This is a genomic window from Nonomuraea sp. NPDC002799 (assembly GCF_053592075.1).
In genome coordinates this window covers 46,554-63,356 of the sequence record NZ_JBSFVA010000010.1, presented here as the reverse complement: position 1 = coordinate 63,356, position 16,803 = coordinate 46,554, and the positions used below count along the sequence as shown (strand labels likewise).

Here is a 16,803-nt window from a genome sequence, read left to right as displayed (position 1 = left end):
GGGAGCGCGTCTCATCGTGGAGGGCTGCACGGCGGGGGCGGTCAAGGGGTGACTTCATCAAAGGGTGAACGGGATAGCCGACCGCTCATCGCGCTGAACGGACCTTTCATCGCAGTCCATCCCCAACTAATCGCCGGACGGCGGCGGCTCGTCGAACAACCCCTCCGCCCCTCTCCACGGCGGATAGGTTGCGCTCTTACGTTGGGCGTGATCCGCATCACAGTGGAGGTCCCGTGACGACCAGAGAACATGACGCATCGGTCTATGAGCGAGTTCAGGAGAGCAGTGAATTTCAGGAGTTGAAACGGCGTTTCCGCGCCTGGACCTTTCCCATGACCGTGGCGTTCCTCGTGTGGTACCTGCTGTACGTGGTGCTGTCCGGGTGGGCGCGCGACTTCATGGGCATCAAGTTGATCGGCGAGGTCAACGTCGGCCTCGTCTTCGGGTTGCTGCAGTTCGTGTCCACCTTCCTCATCGCGTGGGCCTATGCCAGGCACGCAGAGAAGAAGCTCGACCCGATCGCCGACAAGCTGCGTCACGAGGTTGAGGAGAAGATTCAGTGACCTCGACCACCCTGGGGATGATCCTCTTCCTCACCTTCGTCGCCGCGACCCTGGCGATCACGTTCTGGGCCAGCCGTCAGACCAAGACGGCCGCCGACTACTACGCCGGCGGACGCTCGTTCACCGGCGTGCAGAACGGCCTGGCCATCGGCGGCGACTACATGTCGGCCGCCTCCTTCCTCGGCATCGCGGGCATCATCGCGCTGTCCGGCTACGACGGGTTCCTGTACTCGATCGGGTTCCTGGTGGCGTGGCTGGTCGCCCTGCTGCTGGTGGCCGAGCTGATGCGCAACTCCGGCAAGTTCACCATGGCCGACGTGCTGGCCTTCCGGATGAGCCCCCGCCCGGTCCGCACGGCGGCCGGTGTGTCGACGATCGTCGTCAGCATCTTTTACCTGCTGGCCCAGATGGTGGGCGCGGGCGCGCTGGTCGGCCTGCTGCTCGGCATCACCACCCCGGCCGGCAAGGCGTGGACGATCGTCGGCGTGGGCGCGCTGATGATCGTGTACGTCGTCTTCGGCGGCATGAAGGGCACCACGTGGGTGCAGATCGTCAAGGCCGTGCTGCTGATGAGCGGCGCGGCGCTGGTGACGGTGCTGGTGCTCGGCAAGTTCGGCTTCAACCTGTCGTCGCTGCTCGGCCAGGCCGCCGCCACCAGCGGTCCCAAGGCCAACCCTGGCAGCTTCCTCATCCCCGGGCTGAAGTACGGCACCGAGGCGCAGGGCCTGGCGGGCAAGATCGACCTGATCAGCCTCGGCCTCGCCCTCGTGCTCGGCACGGCCGGACTGCCGCACATCCTCATCCGCTTCTACACCGTCCCCACCGCCAAGGACGCCCGCAAGTCGGTCCTGTGGGGCATCGGCATCATCGGCGTGTTCTACCTGCTCACCCTGGTCCTCGGCTTCGGCGCGGCGGCCCTGGTCGGCAAGGAGGCGATCGTCGCGGGTGACAAGGCGGGCAACACGGCCGCGCCGATGCTGGCCGAACGCATCGGCGAAGAGATCTTCGGCCCGGTCGGCGGCACGATCCTGCTCGCGCTCATCGGCGCCGTCGCCTTCGCCACGATCCTGGCCGTGGTCGCGGGGCTCACCCTCGCCTCCTCCTCCAGCTTCTCCCACGACCTGTACGCGCACGTCTTCAAGCGCGGCAAGGCCAGCGAGCGGCAGGAGGTCGTGGTGGCCCGTCTCTCCGCCCTGGTCATCGGCGCGGTGGCGATCGGCCTGGGCATCCTCGCCCAGGGTCAGAACGTGGCCTTCCTGGTGGCCCTGGCCTTCGCGGTCGCGGCCTCCGGCAACCTGCCCGCGATCCTCTACAGCCTGTTCTGGAAGCGGTTCAACACCGCGGGCGCGGTCGCGGCCATCTACGGCGGTCTCGTCTCGGCCCTGATCCTGGTCATCTTCTCGCCGGTCGTCTCGGCGCCGGCGCCCCCTGCGGGCACCGCGGCGACCGCGCTGATCGTCGGCGTGGACTTCCACTGGTTCCCGCTCAGCAACCCCGGCATCGTCTCGATCCCGCTCGGCTTCCTGTGCGGCTGGCTCGGCACGATCCTCAGCAAGGAGTACAACGCGGCCAAGTACGCCGAGATCGAGGTGCGCTCGCTGACGGGGGTCGGCGCGGAGAAGGCCACCGAGCACTGACCTTCCGAACGGGAGGGCGCCCACTCCCAGGGCGCCCTGCCCCCGAAGGTGCCCCCGCCCCCCGGGGCGCCGCCGGAGGGCCCGGCCTTTCACAGGCCGGGCCCTCCGGTAAGCGCTCAATGTGGGAACGTACCCACATCTCAGATCGGCCCGATCAGCGTGACAGCGAAAAAGTCGGCACGGAGATCCCCTTGACCTGGTTTGTCTCGTGTGGGAACGATGCCAGATACAATTACCTTTTGTGACCACAGACATGACCGAAGTTTTCCCCGGGATCTTCCGCATCGAAGACACCTGTCACGTCTACGTGATCACGGCCCCGGCCGAGCCGGGCGCGGAGCGCACGGGCATCGCGATCGACTTCGGCTCCGGCCGCGTGCTCGACCTGCTGGGCGAGATCGGCGTCGACCGCCTCACCGACGTCCTGATGACCCACCACCACCGCGACCAGGCCCAGGGGCTGGCGCGCGCCGTCGAGGCGGGCGTCGCCGTGCACGTGCCGCCGGTCGAGCGCGACCTGTTCGACAAGGTCGGCGAGATGTGGGCGGGCCGGCAACTCGGCAATGACTACGACCTGCGCGACGACCGCTTCTCCCTGCTGGAGCCGGTGCCCGTGACCGGCGTCGTCCCGGAATACCGCACGGCCCGTTACGGCGGGGTGGACGTGCGCGTCCTGCCCACTCCCGGCCACACCCCCGGCTCGGTCACCTACGTGGTGGGCGGGGTGGCGTTCACCGGTGACCTCATCTACGCCCCCGGCAAGGTGTGGTCGCTGGCCGCCTCCCAGTGGTCGTACTCCGAGAACGAGGGCCCCGCCATGGTGGTCCTGAGCTGCGAGCTGCTCCTGCGGGAGCCGCTCGACGCCCTGCTGCCGTCGCACGGCGAGCCGATGACCGACCCGGGCGCGGCCCTCGGCGCGCTGTCCGAGGCCATGCGGCGTTACGTCGACTTCCGCCGCCCACACCCGTGGGACCTGCGCGGCCTGCTGGCCGACCCGTTCGTCCAGGTGACCCCCCACCTGCTCATGAACAAGAGCAGCCAGTCCTACAGCTACGTGCTGCTGTCGGAGTCGGGCGCCGCCATGATCTTCGACTTCGGTTACGACATGAGCACCGGCCTGGTCAAGAGCACCGCGCGTGAGGCCCGCCGCCCCTGGCTGGCCTCCCTGCCCGCGCTGCGCGAGCGCCACGGTGTCACCAGCGTCGAGGTCGCCATGCCCACCCACTACCACGACGACCACGTGGCGGGCATGCCGCTGCTGCGCGACGTCGAGGGCACCGAGATCTGGGCGCCTGCCCACATCGCCCCCATCCTGGCCGCGCCGCTCCACCACGACCTGCCGTGCCAGTGGTTCGACCCGATCCCCGCCGACCGGGTGCTCGCGCTGGGGGAGACGGTCCGCTGGCGCGAATACGAGATCACGGTGCACGACCTGCCGGGACACACGCGGTACGCGGCGGCGTACGCGTTCGAGGTGGACGGGCACCGGGTGCTGGTCACCGGCGACCAGCAGGACACCATGGGCATTCCGGGCGAGCGCCAGGAGATCCTGAATTTTCAGTACAAGAACCGGTTCCGGATCGAGGACTACCGCAGGAGCGCCGCGCTCTACCGGCGCCTGCGCCCCGACCTCATGGTCAGCGGCCACTGGCGCCCCCGCTGGGTGGACGACGACTACCTGCGCATGCTCACCGAGCGCGGTGAGGAGCTGGTCGCGCTGCACCACGACCTGCTGCCGCCGGCCGACCTCGATCTCGGGGCGGACGGTGTGCTCTGCCGGCTGACCCCTTACCTTTCGAGCGTCCCGGCGGGCGGCGAGATCGTGCTGACCGCCACCGTGCGCAATCCGTGGCCCGGCAAGGCCGTGGCGACCATCGAGCCCGTCGTTCCGCCAGGCTGGCGGCGGGAGCCGGGATCCACCACGCTCAGGCTGGCCGGCGGGGCCGTGGAGCAGGTGCGTCTCCGTCTCGGCGCCGACCTCGTGCCAAGGCGCCGGGTTCGCCTCGCCGTCGACCTGACCATCGGCGGCCTGCGCCTCGGGCAGCACGCCGAGGCGCTGGTCGACGTCGTCCCGGAAGGGACTCGATGACCACCCCGAGCCGTTCCCGGCGGCCCACGATCAAGGATGTGGCGGAGGCCACCGGCGTCTCACGGTCGACCGTCTCCCGCGCGCTGACCGGGCGCGGCTACGCGGCCGGCGACGTACGCGAGCGCGTCCTGCGAGCCGCCGCCGAGCTCGGGTACGTCCCCGACGTGCTGGCTCGCACGCTCAAGCAGCAGGTCAGCAGGTCCATCGGGGTCCTGGTGAGCGATCTGCGCAGCCCGTTCTACGCGGAGCTGGCGGCCGGGGCCGGCGGCGAGGCCCGCGAGCGGGGCTACACGATGGTGCTGGCCGATACGAGCCGCTCGGCCGAGACGGAGCGGGAGGCCGCCGAGGCGCTGGTCGCCCTGCGGGTGGCCGGGGTGATCGTGACGCCCGATTCGCCGGAGGTGTCCTCCTACCTGTCCGCCCACGGCATCCCGGTCGTCGAGGTCGGCCGCCAGTTCGCCGCCGGCTCGGCCGACGGCGTGGTGACCGGCAACCGCGTCGGCGCCCGCGCGGCCACCGCCCACCTGGTCGGGCTCGGGCACCGCAGGATCGCGCTGTTCGCCGGCGAGACCGACAGGACCACCGGCTACGAGCGCTACCAGGGCTACCTGGAGGCGCTCTCGAAGGGCGGCATCACGGTCGATCCCGGCCTGGTCGTCACGCCGGGCCGGGACGTCGCCGGCGTGCGGCGCCGGGCTCTCGACCTGTTGCGCGGCCCCGACCGGCCGACCGCCGTCTTCGCCGCCGGCGACGTGCTCGCCGAAGGGGTCTGGCGGGCGATCGGCGAGCTGGGGCTGTCGGTGCCCGGCGACATCAGCCTGGTCGCCTTCGGCGACGCGCCCTGGATGAGCCTGGTCTCGCCCGCGGTCAGCGCGGTCGCGCAGGACGCCGTCCACCTGGGCGCGACGGCCGTGCGCAGGCTGGACGAGCGGATCGGCAGGCCGGCGGCCGACTCGGTGACCACCGTGCTCGGCGTGCGTCTCGTCGTCCGGGAGTCCACCGCACCGCTAGCGGCGCGCGACCCGGAGGCTGAGCAGATAGAGCAGGGCGCCCACCGCCAGTGACGCCAGCGCGATCCCGCCGACCAGCCAGAACCACGTCCCGTACGCGATCTCGGCGCCCAGCACCGTGATCGCGCCCGCGTTGTTGGAGATCAGCGGCGTCCACGAGCCCGACAGGGTGGCCACCACCCCGACGAGCGAGGCCAGCGCGCCGACGATGGACGCCACCCAGAACACCGCGGGCGAGGCCAGCCTCCGCGCCTCGAACTGGCTGCGGTAGCGCCGCAGGATGATCAGCACGTCCACGAAGAGCACCACGATCGACAGGCACCAGATCACCGTGACCGCCGCCTGCAGGACGCTGTAGACCTGGGTCTGCGCGTCGGCGGGCCGCGCCGCCGTGAACGGCACCACCACGAAGGCCACCACCGTGAACAGCCCGGCCAGCACCGTCTGGATCCAGACCGCCACGTCGGGCACCTTCTGCGCGTTCACGTGGCTGACCGCCTTCGGCAGCCTCCGGTCCAGCCCTGAGACGAAGATCAGCCGGGCGAAGGAGTAGTCGTAGACGACGGTGATGATGAAGAACATCGCCGCCAGCACCAGCGCCACCAGCTTGCCCGCCCACTCGCCCAGCCCGACGCTCACCGCCTGCGCCACGGCCGTGATCCCCGCGGCCTGCTCGGCGGGCACCGACACCATCACCCCCCAGGTCACGATCAGGTAGGCGATCATGACGGCCAGCGACCCCCACAGCAGGTAGTGGGTCACGGCCCGCTCGTGCCTGATCTCCACCCCCATGTTCAGCGGCACCTCGACGCCCAGCAGCGCCAGCACGGCCAGCCCGAAGAAGCTCCAGTTGGCGAAGTTCAGCCCGTTCGCGGACGACGGGTCCCACGCGGCGAAGTCCAGCGGGTCGGTGGCGGGCGGGTTGCCGCCGGCCAGGTGGACGATCCCGGCCGCGAACATGAGCAGGATCGCCAGCCCGTAGGCCAGGAAGACCACGTTCACCACGTTCTGCGTCAGCCGGAAGCGCAACACGGCCAGCACCGCCGCCAGCACGAGGATCACCACGATCATCGTGCCCTGCGCCTGCACCGTCAGCCCGCCGATGGAGGGGAAGACGACCCCCAGGAACGAGATCGTCAGCGTGCCCGTCGCGACCATCACCAGCACGCCCGGCCACCACGCGCAGAACCCGGCGAAGAACCCCCAGAACGGGCCGAACGCCTTGGTCGTCCACAGGTAGATCGATCCCTCGCCGGGGAACATGACGCCGAGCTGCCCGGTGACGATCGCGCACGGGACGAGGAAGAGCGCGAACGCGATGATCCACCAGCCGAAGGCGGCGGGCCCGGCGCTCTGGATGACGGCGGCGTTCGTGATGAACAGGACGACGGCCACGAAGATGGCCACCATGTCGAAGGTGGTCAGCACCCGCGGCAGGATGCCGCCGGCCACCCGCTCGGACAGAAGCTCGTTCTCGGTCATGGGCCCACCTCCCCCTGCCAAGGTCCGCCGCGCTCAGGCCGTCGTCAAGCGGGCTCCGGCGCCGCCGGAGAACGTCCTCGGCTACCTTGCCCTCTTCGTGGCATGGGCCGGTAGGAGGCGCGCCGCCAGCAGCGCGAGCCAGGCGAATGCGGTGGTCACCGCCACCCGCTGGAAGAGCCCGCCGTAGGCGACCAGCGGCGCCACCTGGCTGAACGCGCTCGACGCCAGCACGAACCCGGCCGTGAACACCACCGCGCTGACGGCCGAGTAGACGGCCCACCCGCGCTCCCGCGTCCGCACGAAGCGCACCGCGAACACGGCACAGACCACGGGCAGCGCCACGAACCCCGGCAGCGAGAGCAGATCGTGCAGCGCCGCGTGCAGGCTTCCGTACGCCGGCAACAGGTCGGGCGTCCCCGGCGGATAGCCGCTCACCGGGTCGGTGGTGAACACGCCCGCGCAGATCAGCATGACCCCCCAGACCCCCACCAGGATCGGCCCCCAGAGCGACCCCCTGACCTGTCCGGAGCCTTCGAGCGCCCGCCGCAGCCCGGCGGCGAGCGCGATGAACAGCACGCCCGCGACGATGAAGTTGACCGTCTGGACCCATCCGCCGGCACCGAGCGCGAGTGAGCTGACCGGGTGCCGCAACCAGTCGTAGTCCGGCCGCACGGCCCCTTGGACGAGGAACAGGATGACGAACAGCGGCCCGGCGACCACTCCGCAGAGGAGTAACAGCGCGGTCGTCCGGTCGCCGGTGTGTGTGTTGGTTCGCATGCTTGTCAAGCTAGCCTGACAGGAGCGGACCTGTCAATCCAGCCTGACAAACGGTGGGCCGGCTCTCCGCCGAACGCCGTGGGGGCGCCGCGCGGATGCGCGACGCCCCCACGGGGTGTACGGGTCTAGCTGCCGACCGGTTCGGCGCGGAGCCGGGCCGAGTGCTTGACCAGGGCGATCAGCACCTCCCGGCTGGACTCGCGCTTGCGGGCGTCGCACATGATGATCGGGATCGACGGGTTGAGCTGGAGCGCGAGGCGCACCTCGTCCAGATCGAACGTGGCCGACCCCTCGAAGCAGTTGACCGCCACCACGAACGGCGTCCCGCGCCGCTCGAAGTAGTCGACCGACGGAAAGCAGTCCGCCAGCCGCCGCGTGTCCGCCAGGATGACGGCGCCCAGCGAGCCCTCGGCCAGCTCGTCCCAGACGAACCAGAACCGCTCCTGCCCAGGCGTGCCGAACAGGTAGAGGACGTAGTCCTCGCCGAGCGTGATCCGGCCGAAGTCCATGGCCACGGTCGTGGTGCGTTTGGCCTCCACCGAGGTGAGGTCGTCCACGCCGATCCCGCGGTCGGTCAGGATCTCCTCGGTGCGCAGCGGCCTGGTCTCGGAGACCGCGCCCACCATCGTCGTCTTGCCCGCGCCGAAGCCGCCGGCGACCAGGATCTTGATCGCCGTCGGCAGGCGGGGGCGCTCAGAGCGACCGAAGGCCATCGAGCACCGCCCTGTACAGCTTCATGTCGTGCATGTCCACCTCGGATCGTGGTTCCTGGGCAGAGACGAGTTCGCGGTCGAAGAGGTCGCCGAGCAGCACCCGGATCGTGCCGGCCGGCAGATCCAGGTAGGCGGCGATCTCGGCGACGGACTTGGGTTCGCGGCAGAGCTGAAGGATCCGCAGATGCTCCGGGTCCAGCCCGGCGTCCGGGCCCGGTGGCGGGCCCACCGCCAGCGCCATGGAGATCAGGTCGAACTTGCCGTGCGCGGGCTGCGTACGGCCACGGGTCACCACATAGGGCCGGACGATCTCCGGATCCACCCAGTGCTCGTCGGCGGGCTCGCCGGGGCCCGGCTCCGGGCCCCTTGCCGGGGGGCCTCCGTCCAGGCCTCTCACCGGTCGCTCCGCGCGGCGGCCTCGGCGTTGCGGGCGCCCGAGGTGAGGTACTGGCCCACCCGGGCGACCATCATCGCCATCTCGTACGCGATCAGCCCGATGTCGGCGTTCTGCGCGCAGAGCACGGCCAGGCAGGCCCGCTCACCGGCGGTGGTCACGATGAGGAACTGGTTGCGCCACTCGACGACGGTCTGTCGCACCGGTCCGGCGCTGATGTGCTCGGAGACACCCTTGGCCAGGCTCTGCAGCCCGGAGGCGACGGCGGACAGATGCTCGCCGTCGGTCCGCTGCAACGCGGCCGACGAGGCCATCAGCAGGCCGTCGGAGGACAGCACGATGGCGTGGTCGGCCTCCTTGATGCGGCCGACGAGGTCGTCGAGCAGCCAGTTGAGGTCCGTGCCCGAGGTGGGGGTCATGACTCACCTTCCGGCTGCTCGTCCATCATCTCGGCCGCCCGCGAACGGCCGAGGCGGGTGCCTGACTGCAAAGATCCCATCATCGCGCGGATCTCCTCCGGCGAGCGCTCGTCATCGTCCTCCTCGAAGTCGGGCTGCGTGGGCGTGTCGTCACGCAGGGCCGCCGCCAGGTTGGCCTGGGGCACCCGGAGTGGCAGCCCTGACGGCGTGAATGCGGTCACAGGTTGCGGCTCCGGTTCTTCCGCCGGCGGTTGCGACAGTGGTTGTGACAATGGTTGCGACAACGGTTGCGACAGTGGTCGTTCTGGCAGGGGGGCCGGGTCGTCCACCGGTGCGGGGGCGGTGGCGAGCGGGCGCGCCGGAGCCTGCGCCGGCACCTGCGGTGCGGACCGGCGGGCCGAGTTGAGCGTGCGCACGTTCTCCGCCGTGGCCGGCCGCGTCGCCGTCGCCGTCGCGGCCGCCGAGGCCCGGCGCGGCAGCCGTTCCCCGCTCCCGCGCTCCTGCGGATCCGGCGTGGGGTCGAGCTGGACGAGCTCCTGCGGCAGCAGCACCACGACCGTGGTCCCGCCGTACGGGGACGCCTTGAGCACCACCTGGATGTCGTGCCGCCTGGCGAGCTGGCTGACGACGTAGAGGCCCAGGCGGGCGGTGCCGGTGATGCGGAACTCGGGCGGGTCGGCGATGCGCTCGTTCGCCGACTCCAGGTCCTCGGCCTTCATGCCCAGGCCCCGGTCCTCGATCTCGATGACGTACCCGTTGGCCACGAGCTGGCCGCTGACCTGCACGTTCGTGTAGGGCGGCGAGAACGACACGGCGTTCTCGATCAGCTCGGCGAGCAGGTGGATGACGTCACCGACGGCACGGCCGAGCAGCACGACGTCGCCCATCGGCAGGAGCGTGACGCGGGTGTAGTCCTCGACCTCGGCCAGCGCGCCGCGGACGACGTCCACCATCGGGACGGAGCGCCGCCAGGTTCGGGCGGGGGAGGAGCCGGACAGGACGATGAGGTTCTCGGCGTTGCGCCGCATGCGGATGGCGAGGTGGTCGAGCCGGAAGAGCTCCTTCAGCTCCTCGGGGTCGGCCTCGCGGCGCTCCATGACGTCGAGCACGGTGAGCTGCCGGTGGACCAGGCCCTGGGTCCTGCGGGCCAGGCTGAGCAGGATGTCGCGGATGCTGCGGCGCAGCTCCGCCTGCTCGGCGGCCACGCCGACGGCGGTGCGCTGGACGGCGTTGAACGCCTGGCCCACCTGGCCGATCTCGTCGTCGCCGAAGTCCAGCGCCGGCGCCTCCTTGGCCAGGTCGACCTCCTCGCCGCGGCCGATGCGGTCGACGATGCCGGGCAGCCGGTCGTCCGACAACTCGTGGGCGGCGTCGCGCAGCTTCTGGAGCTGGGCGAACAGCGAGCGGGCCGTGGTGATGGACAGGACGATCGAGGCGATGACCGCGAAGAGTCCGAGACCACCGGCCAGGATCAGCCGGATGACCACATTGACCGCGACCGGAACGGCCCGGTCCACCAGGCGGTCGCCGCCGCTGATCACCAGGGTGTTCAGATCGGCCAGGGCGCGGTCGACCGTCACCTTCCACTGCTCGGGGGCGAACGGCAGGCTGCCCAGGCTGGGGTCCTGCTCGGAGACCTGCGCTTCCAGGCTCCTGAGGCGGGTGAACGACTGGCCGTTGACCAGCTTGTCGTAGGCGCTCTTCTCCGAGGCGGGGAGGTCGACCCCGGCCTGTTCGGCGATGACCCGCCAGGCACCCACGGTCCGCGTGAACTGCGCGTGTTCCGCCGTGGTCAGCTGCCCCTCGGCGAACACGCCGGCGAGCAGCGCGTCCTCCCTGGTGATCATCTCGCGTGCCCGGCTCAGGGACATGAGCGTGCGGATGTCCTTGGCGAGCGTCTTGTCATCGAGGGTCGCCACCGAACCGTAGAGGCCGTAGACCGAGTCGATGATGTCGCCGTAGGCGGCCGTCGCCTGCAGCCGGCCCATCCGGCTCGTGTCGATGGCCTGCCGGGTCTGCTTGAGGGTGCCGAGCCGCCGGAGAGTGTCGGACAGCCGCTTGGCCCCCTCGTCGTCCGTCGCCAGATCGACCAGGCTCCCGCTGGACGCCTCTTCGAAGGCGGCGAGCATGCGGTCGGTCTGCTTGCGCTGGCTCTGCAGGTCCGTGCGGGAGCGGGGCGCCGGGTTGCTCAGCTTGACGGCCGAGGCGCGGCGTTCCTTCTGCAGCTCCACCAGCAGCGGCTCGCTGGGGGCGACGATGCTCGAGTCGACCTGGGTGACCCAGAGCAGGTTGACGCCCTCGCGAAGGGTGACCCACGCAGCGAAGGTCCACAGCGCCGCGAGCGAGACCAGCAGTGCCGTGACTTTGGTCCGCAGTCGTGTATTGCGGAAACCCATTATACCTACCCTGTGAAAAGTCATTTCGTGTGCTGACCACCAGGTCATGCGGTGGCATACCGGCGCTGTCGATCAAGGACCATAGCGCACGGTCAAACCGCTCTCAAGCAACAGTAATCACTTTGCTAGCAAATATCCCGGTTTTTGACAACATTAGTCAAATAGGCGCAGAATAGATATCCTGCCTAAGTGCACGACCCAGCCCCCTCCGAGTACTTCAGCATCACTAATGACGTCGCCGATCGCCTGCTTCGGGGATCGCACCAGCTCGCCGGCGTCCCCGAGGGGGACCGGAGCCTCGTGCTCCGGGCCGCGCTCGACGCGGTGCCCGAAGCGGCCGGCCTGATCGGTCCCACCGCCGGCCTGTTCGCCGACGGCGACAGCTCCGCCAGTCGGTTGTCCTTCAGTTGCCTGTCGGCCGCGGCGACCTTCCCGCACGCGCGGCGGGATCAGATCGCCGATCTCGGGGCACTGACCGCGATCTTGTTCGGCATCGATGACATTACCGACAACATCGCAGGACAGTGGTCTCGTCACGACATATCCGCGTTTTTCGGACAGCTTGGCGCGATCGTCTCCGGCGAGCCGGCCCAGCCGAGCGCCCCCGGCCCGGCAGGACAGGCCCTGCGCGCCTGGCAGGTGTGGTGCGCCCGCTTCCGCGAGCACGCCGGCGCCGCGGTGCACGCCCAGACCCTGCGCGAACAGCTCGAACTCGCCGGCGCCGCCATGATCAGGGAAGGCGTCTGGTCGGCGGGCGGCGAGCCCTGGCCGGCGTACGAGGACTATGTGACCAACGGCGCTCTCACGATCCTCTACCCCACCTGGTGGGCCGCCGCCCTGGCGATCTGCGGTCCGGCGCCCGCCGATGCCGGGCACTGGAGATCGTCCGCGCGGGTCACCGCGCTGGGCGCGGCGTGCATGCGGCTCGCCAACGACATCAGGACGTTCGAGCGGGAGCGGAGCGAGGGCAAGCCGAGCTCCGTGCTCATCCTGGAGCGTGCGGGACTGGCCACCGAGGCGGCGGTCGAGCGGGTCCACGCGCACTTCGCCGAGCTCGACGCGGAGTTCCTGGCGGCCCTCACGGAGGTGCCGGAACCGCTGGCGGGCATCGCCGAAGGGCAGCGCAGGAACGTCGCGTTCAACGGTGGCTGGTATATGGCCAGGGACACGCATGCGTACACCGTTCGGGAGCTGACCAGGGACGTGGGCACGTACGTGGACTAGGACGGCGCATCGGCCGGCCGGTGGCGTTCGAGCGTTCGCCGGGCGAGATGCGACGCGGCGAGCACCGCGGCGCGCGTCACGGCGAGCGGCACGTACAGATCCTTGTCGTGCCAGAGCGGAGGATGCGCCGCGCCGGCTGAGCGCGTCAGGTACGACTGGCCGGCGGCCACGGCGCGCAGGCGGCGCGCATCCGGCTCGCCGGCGGCCAGCAGGATCTGCATCGCGTACGCGGTCTCCTCCGCGGTGCCCTCCCAGCGGCCCCAGGAGCCGTCCGGCCGCTGGGTGCCCAGCACCCACGCGGCCGCCGCGCGCACCGGCTCGGCCGACACCTGCCCGCCGAAGGACTGGAGCGCCAGGGCGCAACTCGCGGTGGCGTAGTAAGGGGAGGCGTGCCACCTGTCCGCCCAGGCGCCGTCCGGACGTTGCCGGTCACGGATCCAGGCGGCCACGTCGGCCATGATCTGCCCGTAGCGCGGCGCGGCGGCGGGCACGCAGGCCACGTACTGGCCCAGCGCGTCCAGCACGTGCGCGTTGACGCTGACCGAGGCGCCCTGCTCGGCCGGCCAGGTGGAGAAATGGCTGCCGAAGCGGAAGCTCAACAGGCTGCCGGGCTCGCACGGCGCGCCCAGCAACGCCAGCGCGTACAGCGCCACGGAGGTCGTGTCGGCGTCGGCGGGCAGCCCCGGCCCCGCGGCCGCGCCGCCGGGCCCGATCGCCGTCCTCAGGTCCGCCACCATCTCCGGCGGCACCTTGACGGGCACGCCCGCGCGCACCAGCCAGCTGAGCACCCAGCCCCGCTCGAACACGGTGATGGGCAGCCCGACCGGCACCGGCCCGCCGTAGAGCCGGACGACCGCCTCCAGGTGGTCACGGGCCGAACGCCCGGTGTCATCGGTGTCCCGGCCGCCCAGCCAGGCGGCGGTGGCGGCAGGGGACGCCCCCACGGTTCCGATGGCCGCCGGGCGGGCGGTGGACACCTGGCCGGCCTCGTCGCCGGCGATCTCCAAGGCGTGCAGCAGCTTCTCCGGGATCTCGGCGCCTGAGCCGATCAACGACGTGACCCGGTGCAGGCGGTCGTAGCTCATCCTCTCGGGCAGCGGCAGCGGCGCGTGCCCGGTCAGCCGCTCGATGTGCCGGTTGATGAGGGCCACGAGCGAGGGCACGATGTGCTCGATCGCCGGCATGTCCGGCAGCTCGATCCGCCTGCCCAGCAGGACGGCCAACCGGCCCAGGCCGCGGTCCGCCACCCGGGCGAGGTGCCCGAGGTCGATGCCCCTGTCCGCGCGCGCCACCGCGGCCAGGATCGCCTCGGTGGCGCTCAGGGTCGGCACGAGGTCGTATCCGTCGGGAGCGCCCCAGGCCCCGTCCTGGCGCTGGGCGCCGGTCAGGTAGTCGAGCCGTTCCCGGTGGCCCACCAGCCAGGGGGCCAGTGAGACCAGCCGGCCGGTCTCGTAGACCGACGTCGACACCTGTCCCCATGGCCTGAGCATCAGGCTGTCGATCAGCTCTCCCGCGGAGGTGGCGGCGTCCGCCGCCGTGTCGCCGGTGACGCTCACGTCCGACGGCTCCGCTCGATCGGCAGCAGGCGCAGCATGATCTGCTGTTTCGGCCGCGCCGACGCTCCCGGCAGCGCGGTGAGCCGTTGCGGGTTGGCCACCACCAGCCGGTACTTGCTCAGCAGGGTGGCGATCACCAGCGGCGCCTCCATGCGGAACAGGTTCTGACCGAGGCAGGAGTGCGGGCCCGCGCCGAAGGGGAAGAACGCGTAACGGTGCCGGCGCTGGGCGCCCTCGTCGGCCCAGCGGTCAGGGTCGAACTCCAGCGGCCGCTCCCAGAACTCCGGGAGCCGGTGGGTGGTGTACGGGCTGATCAGCACCTGCGCGCCGGCCTTGATCCGGACGCCGCCGATCTCCGTGTCCGTCACCGCCTGCCGGGGGATGAGCCAGCCGGCCGGATAGAGCCGTAAGAGCTCTTGCAGGACCATGTGCAGATAGGTGAGCCGAGGCACGTGCTCCGGCCGCGCCGGGCCGTCGCCCACCACGCGGTCGATCTCTTCGTGGAGCCGCGCGCTGACGTCGGGATGGTCGTGCAGCACGGCCCACAACCAGGTCAGCGACATCGCCGTGGTCTCGGTGGCGGTGGCGTACATGCTCACCAGGTCGTCGCGGACCTGCCGCAGGGCCGCTTCGCCGCTGCCCTGTTCGAGCCTGGCCGTGAGGATCGCCGAGATCAGGTCGGATCTCTCGCCGCTGGGACCCTCCTGGCGCGCCCGCTCGATGACGGGATAGACGATCTCGTCGATGTTTCGCGTGGCCGTCAGGTACGCCCGGTCACCGGGGACCCTGATGGAGTACGGCATGAAGGGGAGGAGCAGCCGGAAGGCGATCGAGGTGGCGCAGACGGCGAACTCGGGCGCCAGCCGCTCGGCCATGGCCCGTGAGATCCGGCCGCCGAAGAGGACCTTGACGACGGCCTCATTGATGATCGCGGTCATCTGGTCGGCGCCGTCGAACGGCAACCCGGTCCGCGCGTGGTCGTCGAGCTCCCGGACGCGCTCGGTGATGGCGTCGGCCATGCCGTCGGACAGGGAGGCGGTGAACCTCGGGGTGAACAGCGGCTGGAGGATCTTCCTGGCGGACGTCCAATCCTCGCCCTCGCTCAGGATGCCCTTGCCGGTCACCCGCCGTACCGGGCGCCAGAACATGCCCTCGCGCCGGAAGTTGGTCCAGTCCGCCGTGAGAACCTGCTGGACGTGATCGGGGTGTGAGACCAGGTAAGGGCGGAAAGGGCCGAGGCTGACCCGGACGACCTGGCCCGCGGCTTCGGTGCCCATTTTGGCCAGCTCGTCGACCGGGTCTTTCATGAGCCGGGGTAGGGCTCGGTGAAAGGGGACGACGTGGGGGGTGGTCACGGAGGGTCCCGTGGCGTGCTGGGTGCGGCCGGTCGCCATGCGTGCCTCCTTCGCTGCGTACGGTGTCCGTCTCACATCACGGACGTTCCCTGACAAATGTCAAACGATGAGTGGAGTATCACATGCTTATGCATGTAGGTTCAAGATCGTACCCGGGTAGGAGCGCCTGTTGACTTTCAGCCACCCCTTGGCCGGCGGTGCGGTGATCCGCTGCCGGGACCTGCTCGAACCCGCACTGCGGGACGCCGTTTCGGTCCTGCATCCGTGGGGCGCCAGAATGGCCGCATTCGCCCTGGGCTGGTCGGACGCGGACGGCAGACCGCACAGCGGCGACGGCGGCAAGGGCGTGCGGCCGGCCGTCGCCATGCTCGCCGCCGAGGCCGTCGGCGCCACCGCCGAGTCGGCGCTGCCGGCGGCGGTGGCGGTGGAGCTCGTGCACGCGTTCTCCCTCGCGCACGACGACATCATCGACCACGACGAGCAGCGCAGGCACCGCGAGGCGCTGTGGAAGGCGTACGGCGTCGGGCCCGCGCTGCTGGCCGGGGACGCGCTGCTGGCCCTGGCCGTCAGCCGGCTCGCGGGGCGGCCGGAGGCCATGCCCTACCTGTCGGCGGCCCTCGTCGAGCTCGTCCAAGGACAGACCGCCGACCTGGCCTTCGAGAACCGGCCCTGGCACGGGCCCCACCAGGTCGCCGCCGACGAGTACGCGGAGATGGCGGCCGGCAAGACGGGCGGCTTGCTGGGCGCCGCCGCGGCGGCCGGCGTGGCCCTCGGCGGGGCTCCCGAGCTGGGGGATCGTATGTGGGGGATGGGACGGGATCTCGGGGTGGCGTTCCAGATCGTGGACGACATGCTCGGGATATGGGGCGATCCGGTCGTCACGGGCAAGCCCGTGCACAACGACCTGCGGAGAGAGAAGAAAACCTTTCCCGTCCTCGCCGCTCTGGGCTCCGGCGGGGCCGCCGCCCGCGAGCTGTCGGCCCTGTTGTCGGCCGGGGTCACCGACGAGGACTCCGTGCGGGAGGCCGCCCGGCTCGTGGAGGAGGCGGGCGGTCGCGCGGCGGCTCAGGCCCTGGCCGATCGGTACGTCTCTTCGGCCCTGGCAGTCGTGGACGAATGCCTGCCGGAGGCGGCGGCGTTGCGCGCGGTCTGCGCTTCCCTGGTCGACCGCGTCAACTGACGGGCCCT

Annotated in this window: 14 protein-coding genes; 6 read left to right on the top strand and 8 right to left on the bottom strand. The window is 70.8% G+C overall.

Annotated elements, in window-relative coordinates; genetic code table 11:
* The first annotated feature begins 233 nt into the window (after positions 1–233).
* The 4 genes from ACWD0F_RS20050 (at position 234) to ACWD0F_RS20035 (ending at position 5,353) form a co-directional block, all read left to right on the top strand.
* Positions 234–563, top strand: a complete 330-nt coding sequence (locus ACWD0F_RS20050) for a DUF485 domain-containing protein (protein ID WP_449877453.1) — start codon at positions 234–236, stop codon at positions 561–563.
* Between the two features lie 17 nt (positions 564–580).
* Positions 581–2,200 (top strand): solute symporter family protein, encoded by a 1,620-nt coding sequence (locus ACWD0F_RS20045; protein WP_449877823.1) that lies wholly within the window; start codon positions 581–583, stop codon positions 2,198–2,200.
* A 241-nt stretch (positions 2,201–2,441) separates the two neighbouring features.
* On the top strand, positions 2,442–4,289 hold the full coding sequence (locus ACWD0F_RS20040) for an MBL fold metallo-hydrolase (protein ID WP_449877451.1): 1,848 nt from the start codon (positions 2,442–2,444) through the stop codon (positions 4,287–4,289).
* The gene (locus ACWD0F_RS20035; RefSeq protein WP_449877449.1) at positions 4,286–5,353 is read left to right on the top strand and encodes a LacI family DNA-binding transcriptional regulator; all 1,068 of its coding nucleotides are present in this window, start codon (positions 4,286–4,288) and stop codon (positions 5,351–5,353) included. The genes ACWD0F_RS20040 and ACWD0F_RS20035 overlap by 4 nt, the downstream gene beginning before the upstream one ends.
* On the opposite strand, the gene ACWD0F_RS20030 is transcribed toward ACWD0F_RS20035, so the two are convergent.
* The 6 genes from ACWD0F_RS20030 to ACWD0F_RS20005 form a co-directional block, all read right to left on the bottom strand.
* A complete protein-coding gene (locus tag ACWD0F_RS20030; RefSeq protein WP_449877447.1) occupies positions 5,297–6,781 on the bottom strand; it encodes an APC family permease in 1,485 nt (494 codons plus the stop codon). The genes ACWD0F_RS20035 and ACWD0F_RS20030 overlap by 57 nt on opposite strands.
* 81 nt (positions 6,782–6,862) lie before the next feature.
* Entirely contained in the window at positions 6,863–7,558 is a 696-nt protein-coding gene (locus tag ACWD0F_RS20025; RefSeq protein ID WP_449877445.1) for a DUF998 domain-containing protein, read from the bottom strand.
* 125 nt (positions 7,559–7,683) lie between these two features.
* Entirely contained in the window at positions 7,684–8,271 is a 588-nt protein-coding gene (locus ACWD0F_RS20020) for a GTP-binding protein (RefSeq protein WP_449877443.1), read from the bottom strand.
* Positions 8,252–8,668 (bottom strand): DUF742 domain-containing protein, encoded by a 417-nt coding sequence (locus ACWD0F_RS20015; protein ID WP_449877441.1) that lies wholly within the window; start codon positions 8,666–8,668, stop codon positions 8,252–8,254. The genes ACWD0F_RS20020 and ACWD0F_RS20015 overlap by 20 nt, the downstream gene beginning before the upstream one ends.
* Positions 8,665–9,084, bottom strand: a complete 420-nt coding sequence (locus ACWD0F_RS20010; protein WP_449877439.1) for a roadblock/LC7 domain-containing protein — start codon at positions 9,082–9,084, stop codon at positions 8,665–8,667. The genes ACWD0F_RS20015 and ACWD0F_RS20010 overlap by 4 nt, the downstream gene beginning before the upstream one ends.
* Positions 9,081–11,480: a sensor histidine kinase gene (locus ACWD0F_RS20005; RefSeq protein WP_449877437.1), complete on the bottom strand. Its 2,400-nt coding sequence runs from the start codon at positions 11,478–11,480 to the stop codon at positions 9,081–9,083. Before ACWD0F_RS20005 ends, ACWD0F_RS20010 begins: the two co-directional genes overlap by 4 nt.
* Positions 11,481–11,669: 189 nt before the next feature.
* Here ACWD0F_RS20005 and ACWD0F_RS20000 point away from each other — a divergent pair, with 189 nt between their 5' ends.
* Positions 11,670–12,704, top strand: a complete 1,035-nt coding sequence (locus tag ACWD0F_RS20000; RefSeq protein ID WP_449877435.1) for a terpene synthase family protein — start codon at positions 11,670–11,672, stop codon at positions 12,702–12,704.
* Here the strand turns inward: ACWD0F_RS20000 and ACWD0F_RS19995 are convergent.
* Both ACWD0F_RS19995 and ACWD0F_RS19990 read right to left on the bottom strand, forming a co-directional pair.
* On the bottom strand, positions 12,701–14,260 hold the full coding sequence (locus tag ACWD0F_RS19995) for a prenyltransferase/squalene oxidase repeat-containing protein (RefSeq protein ID WP_449877433.1): 1,560 nt from the start codon (positions 14,258–14,260) through the stop codon (positions 12,701–12,703). The two genes, ACWD0F_RS20000 and ACWD0F_RS19995, sit on opposite strands and share 4 nt — an antisense overlap.
* On the bottom strand, positions 14,257–15,654 hold the full coding sequence (locus tag ACWD0F_RS19990) for a cytochrome P450 (RefSeq protein WP_449877431.1): 1,398 nt from the start codon (positions 15,652–15,654) through the stop codon (positions 14,257–14,259). Before ACWD0F_RS19990 ends, ACWD0F_RS19995 begins: the two co-directional genes overlap by 4 nt.
* 130 nt (positions 15,655–15,784) lie before the next feature.
* On the opposite strand from ACWD0F_RS19990, the gene ACWD0F_RS19985 reads away from it, so the two are divergent.
* Entirely contained in the window at positions 15,785–16,795 is a 1,011-nt protein-coding gene (locus tag ACWD0F_RS19985; RefSeq protein WP_449877429.1) for a polyprenyl synthetase family protein, read from the top strand.
* Positions 16,796–16,803 lie beyond the last annotated feature (8 nt).